This is a genomic window from Plantibacter sp. T3 (genome assembly GCF_902506515.1).
GTDB lineage: Bacteria > Actinomycetota > Actinomycetes > Actinomycetales > Microbacteriaceae > Plantibacter > Plantibacter auratus.
This window is the reverse complement of the sequence record NZ_LR733286.1, coordinates 779,025-801,536: the sequence shown is the minus strand read 5'-3', so window position 1 is coordinate 801,536 and position 22,512 is coordinate 779,025. Positions and strand designations below refer to the sequence as shown.

Genomic DNA, 22,512 nt, shown 5'->3' with positions numbered 1-22,512 from the left:
TGACGGCTCAGCGACCGCCGAGCTGCGCGGCGAGGACCGACGACCGTCGCTCGGGGATCGCCGCGTCGTAGACGTCCTGGATCACGTCGAACGCCTTCCGCGCTTCTGCGGGGTGGAGCCAGAAGGCGCCCGGCTCGTCGAGGCCCGCGTAGAAGTCCTGGATCAGCCGCTCGTGGGACACGCCCCAGTAGGCACGCGCTCCGCTCGCGGTCACGCGCTCGACGGTGGTCTCGACGCGCCCATCGGCGAAGCGTGCGGTGAGTTCGGCCCCCAAGCTCAGCGTGCCCAACGCGCAGACGACGTCGATCGTCACGGGCAGGTTCGCGACCCCGGCGACCGTCGCGTAGACCGTGCTCGTCGCGCCACCCGCGTGCACGATGCGCAGCTCGGCCGTGTCCTCGACCTCGATCACCTCGGCGAGCGCGCGGGTGGCGATCGACCCCGTCGCCTCGAGCGGGTCGCCGACCAACCACTGCACGAGGTCGATCGTGTGGATCGCCTGGTTCATGAGGAGTCCACCGCCGCCGGTCTCCCAGCGACCGCGCCACGGGCGATCCTCGTAGTAGGCCGCCGTCCGATGCCACGGCACGACCGCCGAGGCGCCGAGCACTGCGCCGAGCTCACCCGAGTCGAGGAGTTCCTTGGCGCGCTCCGCCGGCTGGTTGTAGCGGTTCTGGAAGCACACCGCGATCTTCGCGCGACTGTGCTCCGCCGCGGCCAGGAGCCGTTCGGCCTCATTGCGCGTGTGGGCGAGGGGCTTCTCGAGGATGACACTGATCCCGCGCTCGAGCGCCCGGATCGCCTGGTCGGCGTGCAGGTGGTGCGGGGTGCAGATGTGGACGACGTCGGGTCGCGCCTCCTCGAACAGTCGATCGAGGTCGGTGAAGCCCGGGACACCCGTCGCAGCCGTCGCCGCATCGAGCCGGCCGGCGTCGACGTCGCACACCGCCACGAGCTGCGCACCGGGCACCGTTCCGATCGCCGCGATGTGGAGGGCGGAGATGTCGCCGCACCCGACCACGGCGACGCGACGGAGGACGGGTGCGGGCCTGCGGCTCATCGCAGTTCGATCCCCAGCTCGTCGGTGAGCCTCCGGAAGGCCCGGGCGGCCACGCCGAACGAGGCGGGACCCGAGAAGCCGCCGAGCGCGTGGGTGTCGGCGAGGTGCGGCTCGAGCGAGGCGAACCCCGCGTAGCCGTCGTCGCGCAACGCCGTGAGCGTTTCACGCAGTTGCCCGTCGCCCTCGCCGGACGGCACGACCTGGCCGCTCGCGGCGACCGCGTCCTTGACCTGCAGGTAGTCGAGGTAGGGGCGCAGCATCGCGTAGCCGTCGTCGAACGGAGCGACGCCCACCTGGACGAAGTTCGCGTTGTCCCAGGCGAGACGGAGTGCCGGTGATCCGACCGACTCGACGAGGTCGAGGATGCGCTCCGGGACGTCGCCGTAGATGTCCTTCTCGTTCTCGTGCAGGAGCACGACCCCCTCCCGCTCGGCCAGGTCGGCGAGCAGGCGCATGCGGACCAGGACGTCGTCGCGGATGGCCTCCACCGGCACGCCCTCACCGCGGAAGAAGGAGAAGATCCGGATGTTGGGGGTCCCGAGGGCATGTGCAGCGGCGATCGCTCGCTCGAGGCGGGCGACCTCCAGCTCGGCGTCGAGGGCCACGTCGACCTTGCCGATCGGCGATCCGATGGCGGACACGCCCATGCCGGACCGCTGCAGCTGCGCATCGAGTCGGGCGAGCTGGTCGGCGTCGAGGTCGATGATGTTGACGCCCCACGCGCTCCTGACCTCGATGTGCGATGCACCGAGCGCCTCCAGCACGGCGATCTGCGTCGTCGGGTCGGCGTCGATCTCGTCTCCGAAGCCCGACAGGGTCCAGCTCACCGGGTGTTGTGCATTCACGTGCGCTTCCGCCTTCGCGTTCGTTCTCGTCATCGGGAACCAGGCAGTCGGGCTGCCGGTCCTGTCAGCCTACGACTCTGGCAACCGGTTGACAACCCTTTGCAGCCGGAGGGGCCGCCCTAGGATGGAGCGTGTGACCGATCTCTACCTCGCGAGTACGACCGTGTCCTTCCACCGCAGCTGGTCCTGCGTGCTGTTCGACCTCGACGGCACGATCGTGGACTCGGCTCCCGGCATCATCTCCCGCATGAAGACGACCCTGGCGAACGTCGGTGCCGTCGTCCCGTCCGACGAGTCACTGCTGCGTTGGGTCGGGCCGCCGCTGCTCGACTCCTTCCGCGACTTCGCGGACATGGACCCGTTGCAGTCGCAGCTCGCCCTCACCGAGTACCGTCGCCAGGTCGCCATCGAGGGCGCCGAGGTCGGCACCGCGGTGTTCCCGGGCGTCGCCGGACTGCTCGCGCGCATCTCCGAGGCCGGGATCCCGATCGGGCTCGCGACCTCGAAGCCCGAGTCGCAGGCGAACACGATCCTCGACCACTTCGGCCTGAGCCAGTACTTCACCGTCGTCACGGGCGCCTCCGAGGACGAGGTTCGCAGCAGCAAGGCCGACGTCGTCGGTGAGGCCCTCCGGCGCCTCACCGCCGCCGGCGTCGACACGTCCCGCACCGTACTGGTCGGCGACCGCCTCCACGACATCGAGGGCGCAGCGGCGCACGGGATCCCGACGATCCTCGTCGAGTGGGGCTACGGCTCGCCCGCAGAGGCCACCGGCGCCCTCGCCGTCGTTCACTCGATCGACGCGCTGTCGAACCTCATCACCGGCTGAGCGAGACCGGAACCACTTGGTGACCCCAGGAGGGCCTGGCTTCACCGACACCTGCTCACTAGGGTGATGACCATCCTGAGGAGGTCGACATGGCGGTGTTCACACGCGGTTTCGGAGGACGGGCACGGGAGCAGGACGACCGACTCCCGCCAGGCCAGTTCCTCACCGAGGACTTCCCGGTCCTGTCCGCCGGACCCACGCCGCGGATCGACACCGATGAGTGGGAGTTCCAGATCCGGACGGAGACGGGCGAGACCCACCGCTGGGACTGGGCGGCCATGCAGGCCCTGCAGCAGGACGACATCACCCGCGACATCCACTGCGTGACCCGGTGGACGAAGCTCGGCACGAGCTGGCAGGGCGTCTCCCTCGACACGCTCTTCGCCGAGGTCGAGAGCGGCTACGACTTCGTGATGGCCCACTCCTACGGCGGTTACACGACCAACGTCCCACTCGACGACCTCCTGGACGGCAAGGCCTGGATCGCCACCGGCTTCGACGGCGAGCCGCTCGCCGCGGAGCACGGCGGCCCGGCGAGGCTTCTCATCCCGCACCTCTACTTCTGGAAGAGCGCGAAGTGGATCCGCGGCCTCGTCATGCAGCAGGACGACGAACCGGGGTTCTGGGAGCAGAACGGCTACCACGCCTACGGTGATCCCTGGCTCGAACAGCGGTACTCGTGAGGCGCACGAACCATGTCGACGTCTGGAAGCCGGCCACCGTGGTCACGGCGACGCAGCTGACCCCATCGGGGCGGAGCCTCATCCTGGACGCCCCGGGCTGGGGTGGGAACCTCGCCGGGCAGCACGCCGACGTCCGCCTCACCGCACCCGACGGCTACCAGGCGGTCCGCTCCTACTCGATCGCCTCGGCCGACGCCGGTGACCGCATCGAGATCGCCGTCGACCGGGTCCCCGACGGCGAGGTCTCACCCTTCCTCGTCGACGCGATCGAGGTCGGCGACCAGGTCGAGGTGCGTGGACCACTGGGCGGCTGGTTCGTCTGGCGCCCTGAGGACACGGAGCCGGTCCTCCTGATCGGCGGAGGTTCGGGCATCGTGCCGCTCATGGCGATGGTGCGAGCGCACGAGGCGGCCGGGAGCACGACGCCGTTCCGACTCGTGTACTCGGTCCGCTCACCGCAGGACGCCTTCTTCGCCGACGAGCTCGCTGCGGCGACCGGGGTCGAGGTCACCTGGATCTACACCCGGCGAGCACCCGACGGCTGGCCTCGTCCCGCCGGCCGTCTGGTCGCGGCCGACCTGCAGGCGCTCGAGTCCACCGGCGGCGAGGCCCCGTCGGTGTTCGTCTGCGGACCGACCGGCTTCGTCGAGGCGGTCGCCGACACCCTGGTCGCGATCGGCCATGATCCGGCCCGCATCAAGACCGAGCGGTTCGGAGGCGCGTGATGACCTCGCATCTGGACGGGAACGTCCTCGCCGGAACCCTGTCGGAGCTGACCGGCACCGACCCGAGCGGCACGATGTCGCAGTGCCTCGGGTGCCGCGACGTCTCGCCCCTCGCCGCGGAGCTGGTGTTCGGCACCCCAGACGCGTGGGTGGTTCGCTGTCGGCACTGCGACGACGTCCTGCTCGTCGTCCTCCATCACGAGGAGACCACGCGCGTCACCCTCGACGGCGTCCGCTGGTGGACGAACCTCGGCTGACCGCATCTCGCACGGTACCGAGTCGTGTTACAGTACCGGCATGGAACCAGATAGCAAGCTCGCGGCACTCCGCCGAGGCATGCTCGAACCGCTCGTGCTCGCTTCGGTCGAGCATCAGCGACGCTACGCGGGCGAGATCGCGACGGCGCTCCGCGAAGCCGGCTTCCCCGTCCAGGAAGCCACGCTCTATCCCCTCCTGAACAAGCTCCGACGCGAAGACCTCCTGGCACACGACTGGCAGGAGTCCACGTCCGGTCCACCTCGCAAGTACCTCTCCCTGACCGAGGCCGGACGAGTGCAGCTCCTGGACTTCCGCACCTATTGGTCCTCCCTCACCGACATGATCACGACGATCGGACACTGACATGGAACAGATCCACCACATGAGCCTGAGTGGGCATGCGGAGACGATCCCGCTGACGGCCGCCGCCCACGCCCACCTGCTCCGCTACCTGTCGAACACCCGCGCCGCACTCGGCACCGACCCCGATGCGGACGAGACCGTACGCGACCTCGAGACGACACTCGGAGACCGCCTGCGATCGATGCCGGCAACCCCTGGCGCCGCGATCGACGACGAGCAGCTCGCGAGCATCCTCGCGGAGACGGGCACTGTCGAGCAGGAAGCACCGCCGATCCGGATCCTCGCCTATCCCGCTCGCGGTCGATTCTTCTGTCGCATCGGGGAAGGGAGCTGGTTCGGCGGCCTGTGCGCCGGCATCGCCATGTACGGCGACTTCCGCGTGGACTGGGTCCGCACCGTCGCCCTCTTCCTCCTCCTCTTCACGGGCGGGACCGCCGGCCTGGTCTACCTGGCACTGCTCCTCATCCTGCCGAAGGTCGACACGGTCGCCGAGTATCGGCGCCAGTGCGCGGCGCCAGCGCCGAGTCGATGAGGTTGCCCCGACAGACGATCCATCAAAGCTATTGACATTAGCCAAACGGCAATGCAGACTAGCTTCATGAACACGAACCCGGCATCGACAGGGCCTGCCACCCGCTACCTCGACCGTCCCGAGGGCAAGATCGCCTACGAGATCCAGGGCGACGGCCCGCTCGTCGTCCTCGTCCCGGGAATGGGCGAGCTCCGCTCCTCCTACCGCTTCCTCGCTCCCGCGCTCGTCCAGGCCGGGTACCGCGTCGCCTCCACCGACCTCCGTGGTCACGGCGACAGCGACACGACGTTCTCCTCGTACGGCGACGTCGCGACCGCCTCGGACATCCACGCCCTCATCCGCGACCTGGGTGCCCCAGCCGTCGTCATCGGGAACTCCCTCGCTGCCGGCGCGGGCGTGATCGTCGCCGCCGAGCACCCGGAGGACGTGTCCGGTCTCGTCCTCGTCGGGCCCTTCGTCCGCAACCCGAAGGCGGGCGCCGTCATGCAGGCGGTCTTCCGCGCCATGATGGCTCCGCTGTGGATCGCACGGGTCTGGAAGGCCTACCTCCCCACGCTGAATGCGGGCCGGAAGCCGGTCGACTTCGACGACTACCTCGCCGACGTCTTCGCGAGCCTGCGTCGCCCCGCCTACGGCAAGGCCTTCTCGCAGACGACCAGACAGACCGACCATGCCCCGGCCGAGGCTGCGCTCCCCGGCGTGAGCGCTCCGACGCTCGTGATCATGGGCACCAAGGACCCCGACTTCCCCGACCCCGCAGGAGAGGCCCGCTGGATCGGCGACACCCTGCAGGCGGAGGTCGTCCTCGTCGAGGACGCCGGCCATTACCCGCAGGCCCAGCAGCCCGAGGTCACCTCGCAGGCCGTCCTCGGCTTCCTCCAGTCGGCGCTGCACCGTGCCTAGGGCGGGACTCAGCCGCGCGCGCGTGGTGGACGAAGCGGCTGAACTCGCCGACGAGGTCGGGCTCGAGGGACTGACCCTCGCCGCCCTCGCCGAACGGCTCGGCGTCCGGCAGCCCTCGCTCTACAAGCACCTCGACTCGCTCGCCGGACTCCGCCGGAGCATCTCCCTCCAAGCGAAGGGCGAGCTCGGCGACGTCCTGCTGCGCGCCGCCGTCGGCCGTTCGGGCGCGGATGCGATCACGGTGATGGCCGGCGCCTACCGGGAGTGGGCCCTGGAGCACCCGGCACGATATACGGCCGCGCAGTGGATCGCCGGGCCGGAGGATGAGGAGGACGCGGCGGCATCGCTCGGCGCCATCCAGGTCATCAGCGACGTCCTCACGGCCTACGAGCTCTGCGGCGACGACGCCATCGACGCGATCCGCGCGTTCCGCTCCACCCTGCACGGCTTCGTCTCGCTCGAGGCGGCGGGCTCCTTCGGCCTCGACCGCGACCTCGACCGGAGCTTCGACCGCCTCGTCCGTGGCTTCGTGATCACCCTGACCCGTTGGGCCGAGACCGCTGGGGACGAGTCCTAGCCGATCCGCAACGGGTTCCGCTGCACGACGCGTGCGGGGTAGCGTGCCCTCATGTCATGCCGCATCAGTGAACTCGTCCTGGACTGCCGCGATCCGGAAGCGCTCGCCCGCTTCTGGTGCGAGGTCCTCGACTTCGTCGTGCTCGACCGAGACGAGGACGGGGTGGAGATCGGAGCGCGGGACGGCTTCGGTGGATCGCAGCCGACCATCATCCTCAGCCGCAGCGACGACCCGCCGCAGCCGAAGTCGAAGCTCCACATCGACGTCAGCCCGACCGACGGCGACCAGGACGCCGAACTCGAGCGCCTGTTGGCCCTCGGAGCGCGCCCGACGGACATCGGGCAGACGGGCGACGAGTCGTGGCACGTCCTCGCCGATCCTGAGGGCAACGCTTTCTGCCTCCTGCGCACGCCCGTCAAGCCGGTCTGAGGGCCGACGGGCACGGTGCCGGTGGGATAATCGGCGCATGTCCTCGACCGCGCGGTACGCCAGGCAGCTCGCCCTCCCCGGGTTCGGACCAGCGGCGCAGCAGCGTCTCGCCGATGCGCGGGTGCTGATCGTCGGCGCCGGCGGCCTCGGCAGCATCGTCATCCCGGCGCTTGCCGCTGCCGGTGTCGGTTCCGGTGACGGCGCGATCCACCTGGTGGACGACGACACGGTCGAGCTCAGCAACCTGCATCGGCAGACCGTCCACAGCACCGCGGACGTCGGCCGTCCGAAGGTCGACTCCGCCGCGGACCGCGCCCTCGCCGTCAACACCGATGCGACGATCCTCAGGCACCGCCTCCGCCTCGGACCCGGCGAGATCATGGGCCTCCTGGCCGACGCGGAGATCGACCTCGTCATCGACGGCAGCGACAACTTCGAGACCCGTTACCTGGTCGACGACGCCGCGACGCTCGCCGACGTCCCACTCGTCTGGGGTGCGGTCTCGCAGTACGGCGGGCAGGCTGGACTCAGCTGGTCGTCTCGCGGCCCGCGCTACCGCGACCTCTTCCCCCACCCGCCGACGGACGGTTCGGTGCTCTCCTGCGAGGCCGGCGGCGTCCTGCCCACCACGGTCGGGGTCATCGGGTCCATCATGGCCACCGAGGCGATCAAGGTGCTCACCGGGGTCGGGACCCTCTCGCTCGGCCGGGTGACGATGTTCGACGGGCTGAGCGGCGGGTTCCGCGAACTCCGGTACGAGCGCGACCCCGCGGGCGCCCGGCAGGTGTCGCTCGATGAGCATCTGCATCGGACGCCAGGAGGGGACGCGGCGAGCGCCGCAGCGGCAGCCCCGCACGAGCCGCGACACGGCGGCCGCACGATCACCGCACCGCAGCTCGCGGCGAGCGACGATGAGGCCGTCCTGCTCGACGTCCGGGAGCCGTGGGAGGCGGAGATCGCCCGGTTGCCCGGTTCGACGCTGATGCCGCTCGGCTCGCTCCCCGAGACGCTCCACGGGCTCGACCCCGAGACGCCCGTGGTCGTCTACTGCCACCACGGCATCAGATCCGAGTCCGCGCTTCGCCTGCTCCTCGAGCGCGGCTACTCGGCCGTCCATCTCGAGGGCGGCATCGACGCGTGGTCGCGGCTCGTGGATCCGACCGTCCCCCGCTACTGACCGCGGCTCCGAACACCCCGTGCAACCCCACCGACCGACCTCGACGACGGGAACCACCATGACGACGCCAGCGCCCACGAGTCGGAAGACCGTCGAGCAACACGCCGCCGACGTCGCAGCCCTCCTCGACGACGTGACCGACACCGGCGCCGAGCACGTGCCGATCGACGAGGCCGCAGCTCGGGTGACGGCGGTGGCGGTGCCGTCACCGGTCGACCTGCCGCTGTTCCGCAACTCGCAGATGGACGGCTTCGCGGTTCGGGCGGCAGACCTCACGGGCGATGAGACGCGACTGCGGGTGGTGGGCGAGATCGCCGCGCGCCCGATCGACCCCGCGCCGCTCGAGGCGGGGACCTCGGTGCGCATCATGACGGGCGCGGTCGTTCCGCCGGGTGCGGACGTCGTCGTGCCGGTCGAGGAGAGCGAGGTCGAGACGGATCCGGACGGTGTCGAGACCGTCCTCCTCGGTCCTGCGCGCGGCGGTGGCGAGCGCCCGGTGGGGCTGTTCGTCCGGGAACGCGGGAGCGACGTCCGCGCCGGCGAGGAGCTGCTGCCGGCCGGCGTGCGCCTCGCTTCACGACACCTCGCCGTGTTGGCTGCGGCCGGGATCACGACCGTCGAGGTGCGTCGGCGGGTGCGGGTCGCGATCGTCACGACCGGTGCCGAACTCGTCGAACCCGGCGAGACGCCGACGCTCGGCCAGACCTTCGACTCCAACGGGACCGCGCTGGCGGCCGCCGTCGTCGCAGCCGGGGCCGAGGTCAACGCCCGTGCGCGCGTCGTCGACGATGCCGACGTCCTGCTCGCCCTGCTCGACGACCTCCACGGCGAGGTCGATCTCATCCTCACCTCCGGCGGGATCTCCATGGGTGAGCACGAGGTCGTCCGTGACGTCCTCGGTCCGCTGGGTGGCTGGATCGGTTCGGTCGCGATGCAGCCCGGCGGACCACAGGCGCTCGGGGCCCACCGGGGCGTCCCGATCATCGCGTTCCCCGGCAACCCGGTGAGCACCCAGCTCTCGTTCGAGGTCTTCGTCGCTCCGGTCCTCCGCCGGGTCGCCGGGCTGCCGCAGGCGACACGCGCACCGGCCGAACTCGAGGTCGCCGTGCGTTCGGTGCCCGGCAAGCGCCAGTTCCTCCGCGGACGCCGACGAGACGATGGCCGGGTCGAACCGGTCGCGGGCCCCGGCTCGCACCTGGTCGCCGGGCTCGCGGCCTCCGACGTGCTGATCGTGATCCCGGAGGACACGCTCGAGCTCGACGCCGGTGACGCTGTGGAAGCATGGGCACTATGACCGGGCTCACACACCTCGACGACGACGGCCGCGCACGCATGGTCGATGTCGGCGACAAGGCCACGACGAAGCGGGTCGCGACGGCGACCGCGACCTTCACCACCCGACCAGACGTGATCGCGCTCGTTCAAGCGGACGGCCTGCCGAAAGCGGACGTCATCGCGACCGCTCGCATCGCGGGGATCGCGGGGGCCAAGCGGACGAGCGAGCTCATCCCGCTGTGCCACCAGCTCGCGCTGTCGTCCGTGAGCCTCGACTTCGCCTTCACCGAGGACTCCATCGTCATCACCGCGACGGCGAAGACCACCGGCCAGACCGGGGTCGAGATGGAGGCTCTGACGGCCGCGTCGATCGCCGGCCTGACCCTGCACGACATGGTCAAGGCCGTCGACCCGGCATCGGTCCTCGGCGACATCCGGCTGCTGGAGAAGTCCGGCGGCAAGCGCGGGAACTGGACGCCGGATGCGGTGGATCCGGTCGAGGCGCCGGCGGGACGAACGGTCCGCCCGCGAACCGCGGCCGTCATCGTCGCGTCGACCGCCGGCGCGGCCGGCACGCGCGAGGACCTCACGGGGCCGCGCATCTCCGCGTGGCTGTCCGAGCACGACTACGCGGTCGATGCGGTGACGGTCGTGTCCGACGCCGACGTGCACCTCGCGATCGCGGCAGCCCTGGACGCCGCGCCCGCGGTGCTCATCACGACGGGCGGCACCGGCCTCTCGCCGAGCGACCGCACCCCGGAGGCGACGCGGCCCCACCTCGACCGCGAGCTGCCCGGCATCGCGGAGGCGATCCGCACCCTCGGGTCGACCAAGACCCCGACCGCGGCGCTCAGTCGCGGACTCGCAGGGGTCTCCGGCGGCACCGTCGTGGTGAACCTGCCCGGATCGACCGGCGGCGTGAAGGACGGACTCGCGGTCCTCGACGGCCTGCTCGACCACCTCGTCGCCCAGATCGCCGGAGGTGGCGCGCATGAGTGAGTCGACGGTTCCCGAGGTCCTCGCACTCATCTCTGAGTCGCCCCTCGACGCGCATGCGATCGAGGACTTCGTCGCGGCGCCCGCCAACGGCGCCCTCGTCGCCTTCCGAGGCATCGTGCGCGACCACGACCACGGCGAGGCGGTCGACGCCCTCGACTACCGCGCCCATCCCGATGCCCAGCGATTCCTCGAGGACTGCTGCCGGACGGTCGCCGCGGAGACCGGCCTCCGAGTGGCGGCAGCGCACCGCGTCGGGTCGCTCGTCGTCGGCGACCTGGCGCTCGTGGCCGCCGTCGCCGCCGCGCACCGTGCCGAGGCCTTCGCCGCCTGCGAGCGCCTGGTCGAGGAGATCAAGCGCACCGTCCCCATCTGGAAGCGCCAACACCTGGCCGACGGCGAGACGGAGTGGGTCGGCCTGTAGCGGCCCGTCCTCGATTCGCCCCGAGTGGTCGCACGCACGAAGCGGAGGCGACCATTCGGGGCGAATCGAGCTGTCAGCGCGGCAGCACGTCGTAGGTGATGCGCACGAGCCCGTCCTCGCGCGTCGCATGGGTGCCGCGGAGTCGCAGGCGGACGTCGGCGTCGAGGTCGCCGAAGAGGCGGGCGCCCGAGCCGATGAGCACCGGCGCGACCGACACGGTGATCTCGTCGACGAGGCCAGCACCGAGGAACGCCTGGATGGTCCTGCCGCCGTCGATGTAGACGCGGCCGGCCCCGGCCTCGTCGAGCAGGGCGGCCGCCTCGTCGACCGACCCGGCGACCGTGATGCGGTCGTCCCCGGCCTCGAGCGTGGTGCTCAGCACGACGACCCGCTTGCCGTCGAACGGCCACTCACCGAAGCCGAGGACGGTGTCGTAGGTGGTGCGTCCCATCACGAGGGTGTCGATCGTCGGGAAGAACGAATCCCAGTCGAGCGCCGGGTGCCTCCTCGGCGCATCCGCGGCATGCCCCCGCGGCTCGAGCTCCGTGAGCCAGCCGAGGTCGCCGTCGGGCTTTGCGATGTAACCGTCGAGGCTCACGCCGATGAAGACACAGCCGTGCCAGGAACGTTCACGAGTCATGAGGACGATCCTGCCGTCCACCACCGACATCGCGCATCGGGCGGGGCACGTCAACCGGTCGCCCACCAGACCGCGGCGACGTAGGGTGATCTGATGCCCGAACACGCCCCCGAAGCATCCGACCCGTTCGTCCGCGTCCGGGGAGCCAACGAGAACAACCTCCGCAACGTGGACGTCGACGTACCGCGCGATGCGATCGTCGCCTTCACCGGGGTCTCCGGCTCGGGCAAGTCGTCGCTCGCGTTCGGCACCATCTTCACCGAGGCACAACGGCGGTACCTCGAGTCCGTCGCACCGTACGCCAGGCGGCTGATCCAGCAGGGTCATGACCCGCACGTCGACTCGATCTCCGGTCTGCCACCGGCGGTCGCCCTGCAGCAGCGTCGCGGCGCCCCCAGCTCGCGCTCCAGCGTCGGCACGGTGACGACCCTCTCGAACTCGCTCCGCATGCTCTTCTCGCGCGCCGGCACCTTCCCCGAGGGGTTCACGACCCGGCTCGACTCGGACGCCTTCTCCCCCAACACCGCCGTCGGCGCCTGCCCGGAGTGCCACGGCATCGGCGTCGCACACACGGTCACCGAGGACTCCCTCGTGCCCGACCCGTCGCTGAGCATCCGCGAGGGCGCGATCGCCGCGTGGCCGGGCGCCTGGCAGGCGAAGAACCTCCGCGACATCACCATCGCGCTCGGATACGACGTCGACCGCCCCTGGCGGGAGCTCGACCAGGAGGACCGCGACTGGATCCTCTTCACCGAGGAGCAGCCGGTCGTGCAGATCACGCCGCAACGCGACCGCGTCGCAAAGCCGTACAACGGCATGTTCTGGAGCGCCAAGCAGTACGTCTTCCACACCCTGTCCGACTCCAAGAGCCAGATGATGCGGAACAAAGTGCTGCAGTTCGTGCGCTCGGGTCCGTGCCCGCTCTGCCACGGCACGGGACTCCGCCGCGAGGCGCTCGCGGTCACCTTCGCCGGCCGCACGATCGCCGAGCTCAACGCCCTGCCGATGACGGAACTCGCCGAGGTCATCCGCCCCACCACGGAGCTGACCGACGCGGCGCCCGCGCTCCCGACCACGCTCTCCGGCGAGCGCACCGACGTCGCCGTCGCCATCACGACCGACCTCCTCGCGCGCATCCGCGTGCTCACCGACCTCGGACTCGGCTACCTCGGCCTCGGGCGCGTGACGACCACGCTCTCCCCAGGCGAGATGCAGCGGCTCCGGCTCGCGACCCAGCTGCGCTCCGGGCTCTTCGGCGTGGTCTACGTCCTCGACGAACCGTCAGCGGGTCTGCACCCGGCCGACGCTGAGCCCCTCCTCGAGGTGCTGGAACAGCTGAAGCGCTCGGGCAACTCGGTCTATGTCGTCGAGCACAACATGGACGTCGTCCGGAACGCGGACTGGATCGTCGACGTCGGCCCCGGTGCGGGCGAGGGTGGCGGCGACGTGCTCTACAGCGGGGCCGTCGAGGGTCTCGCCGAGGTCGAGGCCTCGGCGACCCGCCCGTTCCTCTTCCCCGAACAGCACGGTCCGGCTCCCGAGCGACGAGCACTCCGTGAGGCGCGCGACTGGCTCGAGGTGGAGGGCATCACGCTCCACAACCTCGCCGGCGTCGACGCCTCGATCCCCCTCGGGACCTTCGTCGCCGTCACCGGTGTCTCGGGTTCCGGCAAGTCGACCCTCGTGAGCCGCGTCCTCCGCGACGTCGTGCGCGACCACCTGCGCGCAGACGGTCGGGGTGCGGACGACGTCGCAGACGACGACGAGGTGCCCGCCGAGACCGATGCGGCCGAGGGTTCCGGCCTGGCGGAGGCGACTGTGCCGGACGGACACGCCGACACGCTCACCGTCCGCCGGGCGCGCGGGCTCGAGCACGTGGACCGTCTCGTCCGGGTCGACCAGAAGCCCATCGGACGCACACCGCGGTCGAACCTGGCGACCTACACCGGACTGTTCGACGCCGTCCGCGGGGCCTTCGCCGCCACGGACCTCGCCCGCGAGCGCGGGTACACGGCCGGCCGCTTCTCGTTCAATGTCGCGGGAGGTCGGTGCGAGACCTGCCTCGGCGAAGGCTTCGTGTCGGTCGAACTGCTGTTCCTCCCCGGCAGCTACGGGAAGTGCCCGACCTGTGACGGCGCTCGGTACAACGCCGAGACCCTCGAAGTCACCTACGACGGGAAGTCGATCGCAGACGTCCTCGCACTCACCGTCGAGCAGGCGGCCGAGTTCCTCGCGGCCGTCCCGGCGGCGGCACGGAGCCTCCGCACCCTGCTCGAGGTCGGCCTGGGGTACCTGCGGCTCGGCCAGCCGGCCACCGAGCTGTCGGGCGGTGAGGCGCAGCGCATCAAACTCGCGACGGAACTCCAGCGGGTGCGACGCGGTCACACCCTCTACCTCCTCGACGAGCCGACGACCGGCCTCCACCCGGCGGACGTCCGTCGTCTGCTGGCGCAGCTGAACGCGCTCGTCGACTCCGGCGACACCGTCGTCGTGGTCGAGCACGAGATGGACGTCGTCGCGGCGGCCGACTGGGTGATCGACCTCGGACCGTCGGGCGGCGACGCTGGTGGGCGCATCGTGTCCGCGGGCACCCCGGACACCGTCGCCGCAGACCCCGACAGCCGCACCGCGCCCTACCTGGCGAAGCGACTGGCGTTGCTCGGTGCCGCACCGTCACCGGAGGAGGCATCGGCGGGGTGACGTCCCACCGACCCGGAGCGCCTAGCGTGGAGTCCATGCAGACGACCGATGCACGCCGTGACCTCCGCGCTCAGCGCATCGCCGTCGTCGTCTGGGCGGTCGCCGCGACGTCGATGCTGGTGCTGGCTCCCATCGAGGAACTCATCTGGGCGCCGCTCGCGATGACGGACGACTCCTACGGCCTCGAGGCGATCTACGGGGTGTTCGCGCCCACCACCCTGACCGTCGGCCTCGTCGGTGTCGCGATCGCGTTCCTGCTCGGCCTCACAGCCATTCTGGTGTTCACCCACTTCGGATGGCGCGGCCGGCTCGGCACACACTGGGTCCACGTCGCGACACTCGGATCCATGCTCGTGTGGCTCGGTCTCCTGGCCATGTTCGTCGCCGGCTTCGGCGTCGGGAACACCGTGTCCGACGAGATCCCGCCGTACGTCGGCCGGTCGTCATCGGTCGGCGAACTGCTCCAGATGCTCGCGCTCGTGGCGTTCCTGGCGACCGTCGTCGGAGCGATCTGCTCGCTCATCCTGATGTTCCGGTCGGCCGGGGTGGCCCGTCGCGCCTGGCAGGCTTCGCGATGAGCCCCTATCCGACACCTGACGTGTAAGGTCACGGAGTATGACGCAGCCCGAATCCGCGTTCCTCTCCGTGACCTACGTGAGCACCTCCGCTGCGCCGCTGACCCAGACCGCCCTCGAAGCGATCCTCCGGCAGTCCCGCGACAACAACGGACGCTCCGGCCTCACCGGCATGCTCGCCGTGCGCGGCGACGACTTCTTCCAGGTGATCGAAGGGCCTCCTACGGCCGTGCGCCACGTGCTGCAGCGGTTGCGCGAGGACACCCGACACAGCGAGCTGCGGGTCCTGGTCGAAGAGGAGATCGACTACCGGCGGTTCCCGGACTGGACCATGCGCTGCGAGAACCTCGACGACTACCCGGCTGATTCGATCCCCGGCTACCGCGCGTCGCACGAGGACGAATCGGATGCACGGCGCCATCGCATCCTGGACCTCCTGCGATGGTTCCAACACCGCGCGACCCGCGCCCTCGCCGAGCGTCGTCGCTCAGCGACGTCCCCGTCCTAGCCGCCGGCGAAGGGTGGGAGGACGTCGACCCGGGCGCCGAGCGGACGGGTGTCGTCGCGACTGACGACGCCGTCGACGAGGAAGGAACCGGACGCGAGGACCTTCGCCATCGCGTCGCCGTAGCGCTCGAGCAGCACGGACTTCAGTTCGCCGACCGTCGCGACCGCCGGCAAGGACTCCTCGGGGACGCCGGCGGCCTCCTCGGCAGCGGCGAAGTAGCGCACGAGCACCTGCAGCGTCGTCGTCTCAGCCACCGATCGCTCCCATGCTCCGCTCCGGACGGACGAAGTCGGGCGACGCGATGCGGTGCCCGGCCTGCTTGTGCCACATCGCCGCGCGCCAGCGATCCGCGATCTCGACGTCCTCGACGCCCGAACGCAACATGCCCCGAAGGTCGGTCTCATCGTCGCCGAAGAGGCAGGAGCGGATCGTCCCCTCGGCCGTGAGCCGCGTGCGGTCGCAGTCGTCGCAGAACGAGCGCGTGACCGAGGCGATGATGCCGACCGTGGCCGGGCCGCCGTCGACGAGCCACTCCTCGGCGGGAGCGGAGGGGTCCTCGCGATGCGGGGCAGTGAGCGTGAAGCGGGAGCCGAGGACGTCGAGCAACTCGGCCGCGTCGACCATGTTCTCCCGCACCCATGCCTCGTCGGCGTCGAGCGGCATCTGCTCGATGAAGCGGAGACGGCACCCGTTCTCGATCGCCCAGGAGAGGAGGGCGACCGCGCCGTCGAGCGTGTCGCGCATGAGGACGGCGTTGATCTTGAGCGGCGTCAGCCCGGCGCGCTTGGCGGCCTCGATGCCGGCCAGGACGGCCGGGAGGCGGTCGCGGCGCGTGAGTCGCGCGAAGTGGTCGCGGTCGACGGTGTCGAGGGAGATGTTCACGCGGGTGAGCCCGGCGGCCACGAGCTCGTCGACCCGCTTGTCGAGTCCGATGCCGTTCGTCGTCATGGAGATCGAGGCGTCGCCGGCGACCGCGGAGCTGCGGGCGATGATCTCCGCGAGGTCGGGGCGCATGAGCGGCTCGCCACCCGTGAAGCGGATGTCGTGCACCCCGAGGTCGCGGACGGCGATCTCGACGAGGCGACCGATCTCGGTGGGCGTCAGCAGGTCGTCGCGGGCGATCGCGGGGAGACCCTGCTCGGGCATGCAGTACGTGCAGCGCAGCGAGCACTTCTCCGTGATCGACACCCGGAGGTCGCGGGCGACCCTGCCGAAGCGGTCGATGAGGCCGTCGACGTCGGGGCGTCCGGCAGCGTCCGGGATGTGCCTGAGCGGCGACCCGATGCGTGGGATTCCGAGCCCGACTGTGGTCATCCCCCCAGGGTACGGGGATGGACGGCCGACTTGCCCCTCTAGAGCCGCTTCGGGGAGGAACGCCCAGCGGGCGCGCGTAGCATGACGGACATGGAGCCCCGCCGCCGCACCCTGCTCGCCGGTGCGTCCGGCGTCGTCGCAGCCGTCGCCACCCTCGGGTCGGCCGAGGCCGTCGCAGCCTTCGTCGCCCCCGCGAGCTCGCCGCTGCTCGCTGTGGGTTCCCTCGTGATCGACCTCGTGCCCGGTTGGGTGAAGGACCTCGTCATCGCCCTGTTCGGCACCAACGACAAGCTCGTGCTGCTCATCGTGCTCGGCGTCCTGGTCGCGGCCCTCGCCGTCGGGATCGGGATCCTCGAGGAGCGTCGCCCGGTGGTCGGCAGCATCGCGCTCGCGCTCGTCGGTGTCGTCGCGGTCGTCGCAGCGATCACCCGCGCGGACGCGGGCCTCGACTGGGCGTTCCCGAGCGTCGTCGGTACCGCGGTCGGCATCCTCGTCCTGCGACTGCTCGTGACCCGGCTCCGCACCTGGGACGACGCGACGGTCGCGGATGAAGCCCGGCCGGTCATCGGCGCCTCGCGGGCCGAACTCCCCCGGCGCTCCTTCCTCGTCCTGCTCGGCGGCACCGCGGTCGGCGCACTCGTCGTCGGCGTCGGCACGCGCGTCGCCTCGGCCGGAGCGGTCGCCGTTGAGACCATCCGGAAGGCGCTCAAGCTCCCGACGGCCGCCGTCGCCGCACCGCCGGTCCCCGCCGGAGCCGAACTCGGCATCGACGGACTCACCCCGGTCGTGTCGGCGAACGACTCCTTCTACCGGATCGACACGGCCCTCCAGGTGCCGAACATCGACCCCTCGACCTGGAGCCTCAAGATCACCGGCATGGTCGAGCAGGAGGTCGAGATCGGGTTCGAGGAACTCCTCGCCCTCCCGCTCCAGGAGTCGATCATCACGCTGACCTGCGTATCGAACCCCGTCGGCGGCGACCTCATCGGCAACGCGCTCTGGCTCGGGTACCCGATCCGCGAGTTGCTCGCCCGCGCAAAGCCCAAGGCCGGAGCCGACATGGTCCTGTCGCGGAGCATCGACGGGTTCACCGCCGGCACTCCGCTCGAGGTCCTGCAGGACGAGGATCGCGACAGCCTCCTCGCCGTCGGGATGAACGGGCAACCGCTCCCGCTGCAGCACGGCTTCCCGGTGCGCATGGTCGTCCCGGGCCTGTACGGCTACGTCTCCGCCACGAAGTGGGTCGTCGAGCTGGAGGTGACCCGCTACGCGGACGCCCGGGCCTACTGGACCGACCGCGGCTGGTCCGAGCGCGGGCCCATCAAGACGGAGTCGCGCATCGACGTACCCCGCAACGGTGGACGTGTCGCGGCGGGGAACGTCGCGATCGCCGGCGTCGCCTGGGCGCAGCACACGGGCGTGAACCGGGTCCAGGTCCGGATCGACGACGGCGACTGGCTCGACACGACGCTCGCGACCGCCATCTCCGACGACACCTGGGTGCAGTGGGTCCTCCAGTGGGACGCCCCGGCCGGCGACCACACCATCGCCGTTCGCGCGACCGACGCCGCGGGCAAGACGCAGAGCGAGACCCCCGTCGACGTCGTCCCCGACGGCGCGGAGGGCTGGCACACCATCTCCGTCGGCGTCGACTGACCCGAGATCATCACGATTCCGAACCGGGACACCACCGTGTCACCGGTGCGGAGTATCGTCACTCGGGCACGTCCCTCACGCTCCTGTCCGGCTGCGCCGCCGACCGAAGCACTGGTCTCGCGCCAGGCCCGCTCCACCTCGTCACCCGTCCGCGCGATGCCCCGCGCCGGACACGAACCGTCTAAGGACCTCACGTGGCCCTCCTCGCCCTCGCCCTCCGACACGCCAAGCCGTACGCGGCCTGGGTGGTCGCGGTGTTCGTGCTGCAGCTCGTCTCGACGATCGCGGCCCTCTACCTCCCCAGCCTGAACGCCCAGATCATCGACCAGGGTGTCTCCCGCGGCGACACGGACTTCATCTGGTCCACCGGCATGACGATGCTGCTCGTCTGCCTCGTCCAGGTGGCCGCAGCCATCGGCGGGGTCTACTTCGGCGCCCGCACCGCCATGGCCATCGGCCGCGACCTGCGCCGGGAGTTCTACCGGAAGGTCGACTCGCTCGGTGCCCTCGAGATCGGCGGCTTCGGCAGCGCGACGCTCATCACGCGCGGCACGAACGACGTCCAGCAGGTCCAGATGCTGATCCTCATGACCCTCAACTTCATGGTGTCCGCACCGATCATGTGCGTCGGCGGCATCATCATGGCCCTCCGTGAGGACGCGGGGCTGTCCTGGCTGGTGTGGGTGTCCGTGCCGGTGCTCTTCATCATCGTCGGGTTCCTGGTCTACCTGCTCATGCCGCTGTTCCGGCAGATGCAGGACCGCATCGACGGCATCAACAGCGTGCTGCGCGAGCAGATCATCGGCATCCGCGTCGTACGCGCCTTCGTCCGCGAGCCGTTCGAGTCGGAGCGCTACAACCGTGCGAACGAGGCGCTCACGCGCGTCTCGATCAAGGTCGGCAACATCTTCGTCCTCATGTTCCCCGTCATCATGATGGTCCTGCACCTCGCGACCGCCGCCGTCCTCTGGTTCGGCGGTCAGCGGGTGGACGCCGGACAGATGCAGGTCGGTTCCCTCACCGCGTTCCTCCAGTACCTGCTCCAGATCCTCACCTCGGTGATGATGGGCGTCTTCATGGTCATGATGATCCCTCGCGCGGTCGTGTGCGCCGAACGCATCCAGAGCGTCCTCGACACCGAGCCGAGCCTCACGGTGCCGACCAGCACCGACATCCGCGTGCCGTCCGTCGGTCGCGTTGAGTTCACCGGCGTCACCTTCGGCTACCCCGGCGCGGAGCGACCGGTCCTGTCGGACGTGACGTTCACGGCGGAGCCCGGCAAGACCACCGCGATCGTCGGCTCGACCGGCTCCGGCAAGACGACGCTCCTCTCGCTCATCCCGCGCCTCTACGACCCGCAGCAGGGCCACGTCACCATCGACGGCGTCCCCGTCTCGCAGCTCACCCGGCAGCAGATCGCCGGGGTCGTCGGGATCGTGCCGCAGAAGCCGTACCTGTTCTCGGGCACGATCGCCTCGAACCTCCGGTTCGGACGTCCCGACGCCACCGACGACGAGCTGTGGAGCGCCCTCGACGTCGCGCAGGCTGAGGACTTCGTCCGCGCGAAGCCGAAGATGCTGAACGACGGCGTCGCCCAGGGTGGCACGAACGTGTCCGGCGGCCAGCGTCAGCGCCTGTGCATCGCCAGGGCCCTCGTCGCGAAGCCCCTGGTCTACCTCTTCGACGACTCGTTCTCGGCCCTCGACGTCGCCACCGACGCCCGACTCCGGGCAGCCCTCGGCGACAGCACCGCCGACGCGACCGTCATCATCGTCGCGCAGCGCATCGCGACGATCCGCGAGGCCGACCACATCATCGTCATGAACGACGGCGGCATCGTCGGCCGCGGCACCCACGACGAACTCCTGGAATCCAACGAGACGTATCGCGAGATCGTCCAATCGCAGCTCGCTGTGGAAGGGGTGGCGTGACCATGGCCCGTTCACCACGTGACAAGCGTCCCTCGCGCACCTCGAAGGACACCGCCCAGGCTCCCGAGCTGAACGCGATCGAGGCAGACGTCCTCGAGCCGGAGTTCACCCCGGGAGAGTCCGATGGCGACATGTTCGGCGGCACGCCCTCGAAGAAGGCCGAGCAGTTCTGGCCGTCCGCCAAGCGGCTCGTCGGTCTGCTCGCACCCGAGAAGGTGAAGATGAGCCTCGTCGTCGGGCTCGTCGTGCTCTCGGTCGTGCTCACGGTCATCGCCCCGAAGATCCTCGGGCTCGCGATGGACGCGATCTTCAACGGCGTCATCGGCTCGCAACTCCCGGCGGGCGTCCCGCTCGACCGGATCGTCGACGAAGCACGGGCCTCCGGCAACGACCAGTACGCCGACATGCTGGTGAAGTCCGACATCACGCCCGGCCAGGGCATCGACTTCACCCTGCTCGGCCGCCTGATCATCATCGTGCTCGCCATGTACATCGTCGCGTCGATCCTCAACTGGGCGCAGGGCTACATCCTCAACGGACTCGTCATGCGCGTGGTCTACAACCTGCGCCAGGACATCGAACGGAAGCTCAACCGCCTCCCGCTCAGCTACTTCGACACCCGCCAGCGCGGCGACCTCATGTCCCGGGTCACGAACGACGTCGACAACATCCAGACCGCCCTCCAGCAGGCGTTCTCACAACTCGTGCAGTCCGCCCTCACGGTGCTCGGCATCACGGCGATGATGTTCATCGTGTCGTGGCAGCTCGCACTCATCGCGCTGATCGCGTTGCCGCTGTCCGCGCTGATCGCCGGGGTCATCGGCTCCCGCTCGCAGAAGCTCTTCACCGCGCAGTGGAAGAACACCGGCTCGCTCAACGGGCACATCGAGGAGTCGTTCTCGGGCCTCGAGCTGGTGCGGGTCTTCGGTCGCGACAAGGAGATGCTCGCCGAGTTCGACGAGCGGAACGAGAAGCTCTACACGGCGGCGTTCGGCGCGCAGTTCGTGTCCGGCATGATCATGCCGGCGATGACCTTCGTCTCTTATCTGTCCTACGTGCTCATCGCCGTCGTGGGCGGCCTCCGGGTCGCCTCCGGGCAGATGACCCTCGGCGACGCGACGGCGTTCATCCAGTACTCCCGCGAGTTCTCGCAGCCGCTCGGCCAGATCGCGGGCATGGCCAACCAGTTGCAGTCGGGAGTCGCGTCCGCCGAGCGCACCTTCGAGCTGCTCGACGCCGAGGAGCAGGACCCGGAGACGGCGACGGCGCACCTGCCCGAGCACACCGACGGCCACGTCGAGTTCGACGGCGTCTCCTTCAGCTACGACCCCGAGAAGCCACTCATCGAGGACCTCTCCTTCTCCGCGCAGCCGGGTCAGACCGTCGCGATCGTCGGCCCGACCGGGGCCGGGAAGACGACCCTCGTGAACCTCGTCATGCGGTTCTACGAGCTCACCGGCGGACGCATCCTCCTCGACGGGGTCGACGTCACGGCGCTGACGCGTGCCGAGCTGCGATCGCAGGTCGGGATGGTGCTCCAGGACGCGTGGCTCTTCGAGGGCACCATCCGCGAGAACATCCGGTACGGCCGACTCGACGCGAGCGACGCGGAGGTCGTCGAGGCCGCTGAGGCGACGATGGTCGACCGCTTCGTGCGGCAGCTGCCCGACGGGTACGACACCGTCCTCGACGCGGACGGCGGCAGCGTCTCGGCCGGTGAGCGCCAGCTCATCACCATCGCCCGCGCGTTCATCGCGAAGCCGAAGCTGCTCATCCTCGACGAGGCGACGTCCTCAGTCGACACGCGGACCGAGCTGCTGGTGCAGCACGCGATGGCGGCGCTGCGGTCCGACCGCACCTCGTTCGTCATCGCCCACCGCTTGTCGACCATCCGCGACGCGGACACGATCCTCGTGATGGAGAACGGCCGGATCGTGGAGCAGGGCTCGCACGCGCAGCTCCTCGAGGTCGACGGCGCGTACGCCGAGCTCTACCGCACGCAGTTCCGCGGTGGCGAGGAGCAGTCGGCGATCGACGAGGCAGCCGTCGCCAGCGGGTCCGATACGGCGCACGCACCGCGCAGCTGATCCGACACCGACGCCACGACGGGCG

General features: G+C 70.3%; 24 protein-coding genes. 19 read left to right on the top strand and 5 right to left on the bottom strand.

What is annotated here, in order from left to right; all coding sequences use genetic code 11:
• Positions 1–7: 7 nt before the first annotated feature.
• Both GV015_RS03935 and GV015_RS03930 read right to left on the bottom strand, forming a co-directional pair.
• Positions 8–1,060, bottom strand: coding sequence for a Gfo/Idh/MocA family protein (locus GV015_RS03935; RefSeq protein ID WP_159876715.1), 1,053 nt, complete (start codon positions 1,058–1,060; stop codon positions 8–10).
• A complete protein-coding gene (locus tag GV015_RS03930) occupies positions 1,057–1,938 on the bottom strand; it encodes a sugar phosphate isomerase/epimerase (RefSeq protein ID WP_201299348.1) in 882 nt (293 codons plus the stop codon). Before GV015_RS03930 ends, GV015_RS03935 begins: the two co-directional genes overlap by 4 nt.
• A gap of 100 nt (positions 1,939–2,038) precedes the next feature.
• Here GV015_RS03930 and GV015_RS03925 point away from each other — a divergent pair, with 100 nt between their 5' ends.
• The 13 genes from GV015_RS03925 to GV015_RS03865 all read left to right on the top strand — a co-directional run bounded on the left by GV015_RS03925 (position 2,039) and on the right by GV015_RS03865 (position 11,076).
• A complete protein-coding gene (locus GV015_RS03925; protein ID WP_194599907.1) occupies positions 2,039–2,734 on the top strand; it encodes an HAD hydrolase-like protein in 696 nt (231 codons plus the stop codon).
• An 89-nt stretch (positions 2,735–2,823) separates the two neighbouring features.
• Positions 2,824–3,417 (top strand): sulfite oxidase-like oxidoreductase, encoded by a 594-nt coding sequence (locus GV015_RS03920; protein ID WP_086472594.1) that lies wholly within the window; start codon positions 2,824–2,826, stop codon positions 3,415–3,417.
• Positions 3,414–4,142, top strand: a complete 729-nt coding sequence (locus GV015_RS03915) for a ferredoxin reductase (RefSeq protein WP_139382348.1) — start codon at positions 3,414–3,416, stop codon at positions 4,140–4,142. Before GV015_RS03920 ends, GV015_RS03915 begins: the two co-directional genes overlap by 4 nt.
• A complete protein-coding gene (locus tag GV015_RS03910; RefSeq protein ID WP_159876713.1) occupies positions 4,142–4,399 on the top strand; it encodes a DUF6510 family protein in 258 nt (85 codons plus the stop codon). The genes GV015_RS03915 and GV015_RS03910 overlap by 1 nt, the downstream gene beginning before the upstream one ends.
• 40 nt (positions 4,400–4,439) lie before the next feature.
• Positions 4,440–4,763 (top strand): PadR family transcriptional regulator, encoded by a 324-nt coding sequence (locus GV015_RS03905; RefSeq protein ID WP_159876711.1) that lies wholly within the window; start codon positions 4,440–4,442, stop codon positions 4,761–4,763.
• 1 nt (position 4,764) lies between these two features.
• On the top strand, positions 4,765–5,295 hold the full coding sequence (locus GV015_RS03900) for a PspC domain-containing protein (protein ID WP_201299347.1): 531 nt from the start codon (positions 4,765–4,767) through the stop codon (positions 5,293–5,295).
• Between the two features lie 66 nt (positions 5,296–5,361).
• Positions 5,362–6,198: an alpha/beta fold hydrolase gene (locus GV015_RS03895; protein ID WP_124767925.1), complete on the top strand. Its 837-nt coding sequence runs from the start codon at positions 5,362–5,364 to the stop codon at positions 6,196–6,198.
• A 22-nt stretch (positions 6,199–6,220) separates the two neighbouring features.
• Complete coding sequence (locus tag GV015_RS19255) at positions 6,221–6,775, top strand: TetR/AcrR family transcriptional regulator (RefSeq protein ID WP_201299346.1); 555 nt, start codon at positions 6,221–6,223, stop codon at positions 6,773–6,775.
• 51 nt (positions 6,776–6,826) lie between these two features.
• Positions 6,827–7,204, top strand: a complete 378-nt coding sequence (locus tag GV015_RS03885; protein WP_071261898.1) for a VOC family protein — start codon at positions 6,827–6,829, stop codon at positions 7,202–7,204.
• A 37-nt stretch (positions 7,205–7,241) separates the two neighbouring features.
• Positions 7,242–8,381, top strand: a complete 1,140-nt coding sequence (locus tag GV015_RS03880; RefSeq protein WP_159876705.1) for a ThiF family adenylyltransferase — start codon at positions 7,242–7,244, stop codon at positions 8,379–8,381.
• 58 nt (positions 8,382–8,439) lie between these two features.
• Positions 8,440–9,675, top strand: a complete 1,236-nt coding sequence (gene glp, locus GV015_RS03875; protein ID WP_159876702.1) for a gephyrin-like molybdotransferase Glp — start codon at positions 8,440–8,442, stop codon at positions 9,673–9,675.
• Positions 9,672–10,655, top strand: a complete 984-nt coding sequence (gene moaCB, locus GV015_RS03870; protein ID WP_137242840.1) for a bifunctional molybdenum cofactor biosynthesis protein MoaC/MoaB — start codon at positions 9,672–9,674, stop codon at positions 10,653–10,655. The genes glp and moaCB overlap by 4 nt, the downstream gene beginning before the upstream one ends.
• Positions 10,648–11,076: a molybdenum cofactor biosynthesis protein MoaE gene (locus tag GV015_RS03865; RefSeq protein WP_056011786.1), complete on the top strand. Its 429-nt coding sequence runs from the start codon at positions 10,648–10,650 to the stop codon at positions 11,074–11,076. The genes moaCB and GV015_RS03865 overlap by 8 nt, the downstream gene beginning before the upstream one ends.
• 73 nt (positions 11,077–11,149) lie before the next feature.
• Here GV015_RS03865 and GV015_RS03860 read toward each other — a convergent pair whose 3' ends face one another.
• Positions 11,150–11,716, bottom strand: a complete 567-nt coding sequence (locus GV015_RS03860; RefSeq protein WP_159876699.1) for a dihydrofolate reductase family protein — start codon at positions 11,714–11,716, stop codon at positions 11,150–11,152.
• A 93-nt stretch (positions 11,717–11,809) separates the two neighbouring features.
• Here GV015_RS03860 and GV015_RS03855 point away from each other — a divergent pair, with 93 nt between their 5' ends.
• From GV015_RS03855 to GV015_RS03845, 3 genes are read left to right on the top strand one after another with little or no spacing between them, the layout of a single operon-like run.
• The gene (locus GV015_RS03855) at positions 11,810–14,416 is read left to right on the top strand and encodes an excinuclease ABC subunit UvrA (protein ID WP_159876697.1); all 2,607 of its coding nucleotides are present in this window, start codon (positions 11,810–11,812) and stop codon (positions 14,414–14,416) included.
• Positions 14,417–14,451: 35 nt separating this feature from the next.
• The gene (locus tag GV015_RS03850) at positions 14,452–14,994 is read left to right on the top strand and encodes a hypothetical protein (protein ID WP_137242844.1); all 543 of its coding nucleotides are present in this window, start codon (positions 14,452–14,454) and stop codon (positions 14,992–14,994) included.
• Positions 14,995–15,031: 37 nt separating this feature from the next.
• Entirely contained in the window at positions 15,032–15,499 is a 468-nt protein-coding gene (locus tag GV015_RS03845) for a BLUF domain-containing protein (protein ID WP_159876694.1), read from the top strand.
• On the opposite strand, the gene GV015_RS03840 is transcribed toward GV015_RS03845, so the two are convergent.
• Positions 15,496–15,753 carry a MoaD/ThiS family protein gene (locus GV015_RS03840; protein ID WP_079704425.1) on the bottom strand — a complete coding sequence of 86 codons (258 nt, stop codon included), beginning with the start codon at positions 15,751–15,753 and terminating at the stop codon, positions 15,496–15,498. The two genes, GV015_RS03845 and GV015_RS03840, sit on opposite strands and share 4 nt — an antisense overlap.
• Positions 15,746–16,813 (bottom strand): GTP 3',8-cyclase MoaA, encoded by a 1,068-nt coding sequence (gene moaA, locus GV015_RS03835; RefSeq protein ID WP_064293946.1) that lies wholly within the window; start codon positions 16,811–16,813, stop codon positions 15,746–15,748. The genes GV015_RS03840 and moaA overlap by 8 nt, the downstream gene beginning before the upstream one ends.
• A 90-nt stretch (positions 16,814–16,903) precedes the next feature.
• Between moaA and GV015_RS03830 the strand changes: the two genes are divergently transcribed.
• The 3 genes from GV015_RS03830 (at position 16,904) to GV015_RS03820 (ending at position 22,487) form a co-directional block, all read left to right on the top strand.
• Positions 16,904–18,469 carry a molybdopterin-dependent oxidoreductase gene (locus GV015_RS03830; protein ID WP_159876691.1) on the top strand — a complete coding sequence of 522 codons (1,566 nt, stop codon included), beginning with the start codon at positions 16,904–16,906 and terminating at the stop codon, positions 18,467–18,469.
• Positions 18,470–18,663: 194 nt separating this feature from the next.
• Entirely contained in the window at positions 18,664–20,400 is a 1,737-nt protein-coding gene (locus GV015_RS03825; protein ID WP_079704423.1) for an ABC transporter ATP-binding protein, read from the top strand.
• Positions 20,401–20,402: 2 nt separating this feature from the next.
• Positions 20,403–22,487 (top strand): ABC transporter ATP-binding protein, encoded by a 2,085-nt coding sequence (locus GV015_RS03820; protein WP_201299345.1) that lies wholly within the window; start codon positions 20,403–20,405, stop codon positions 22,485–22,487.
• Positions 22,488–22,512: the final 25 nt, after the last annotated feature.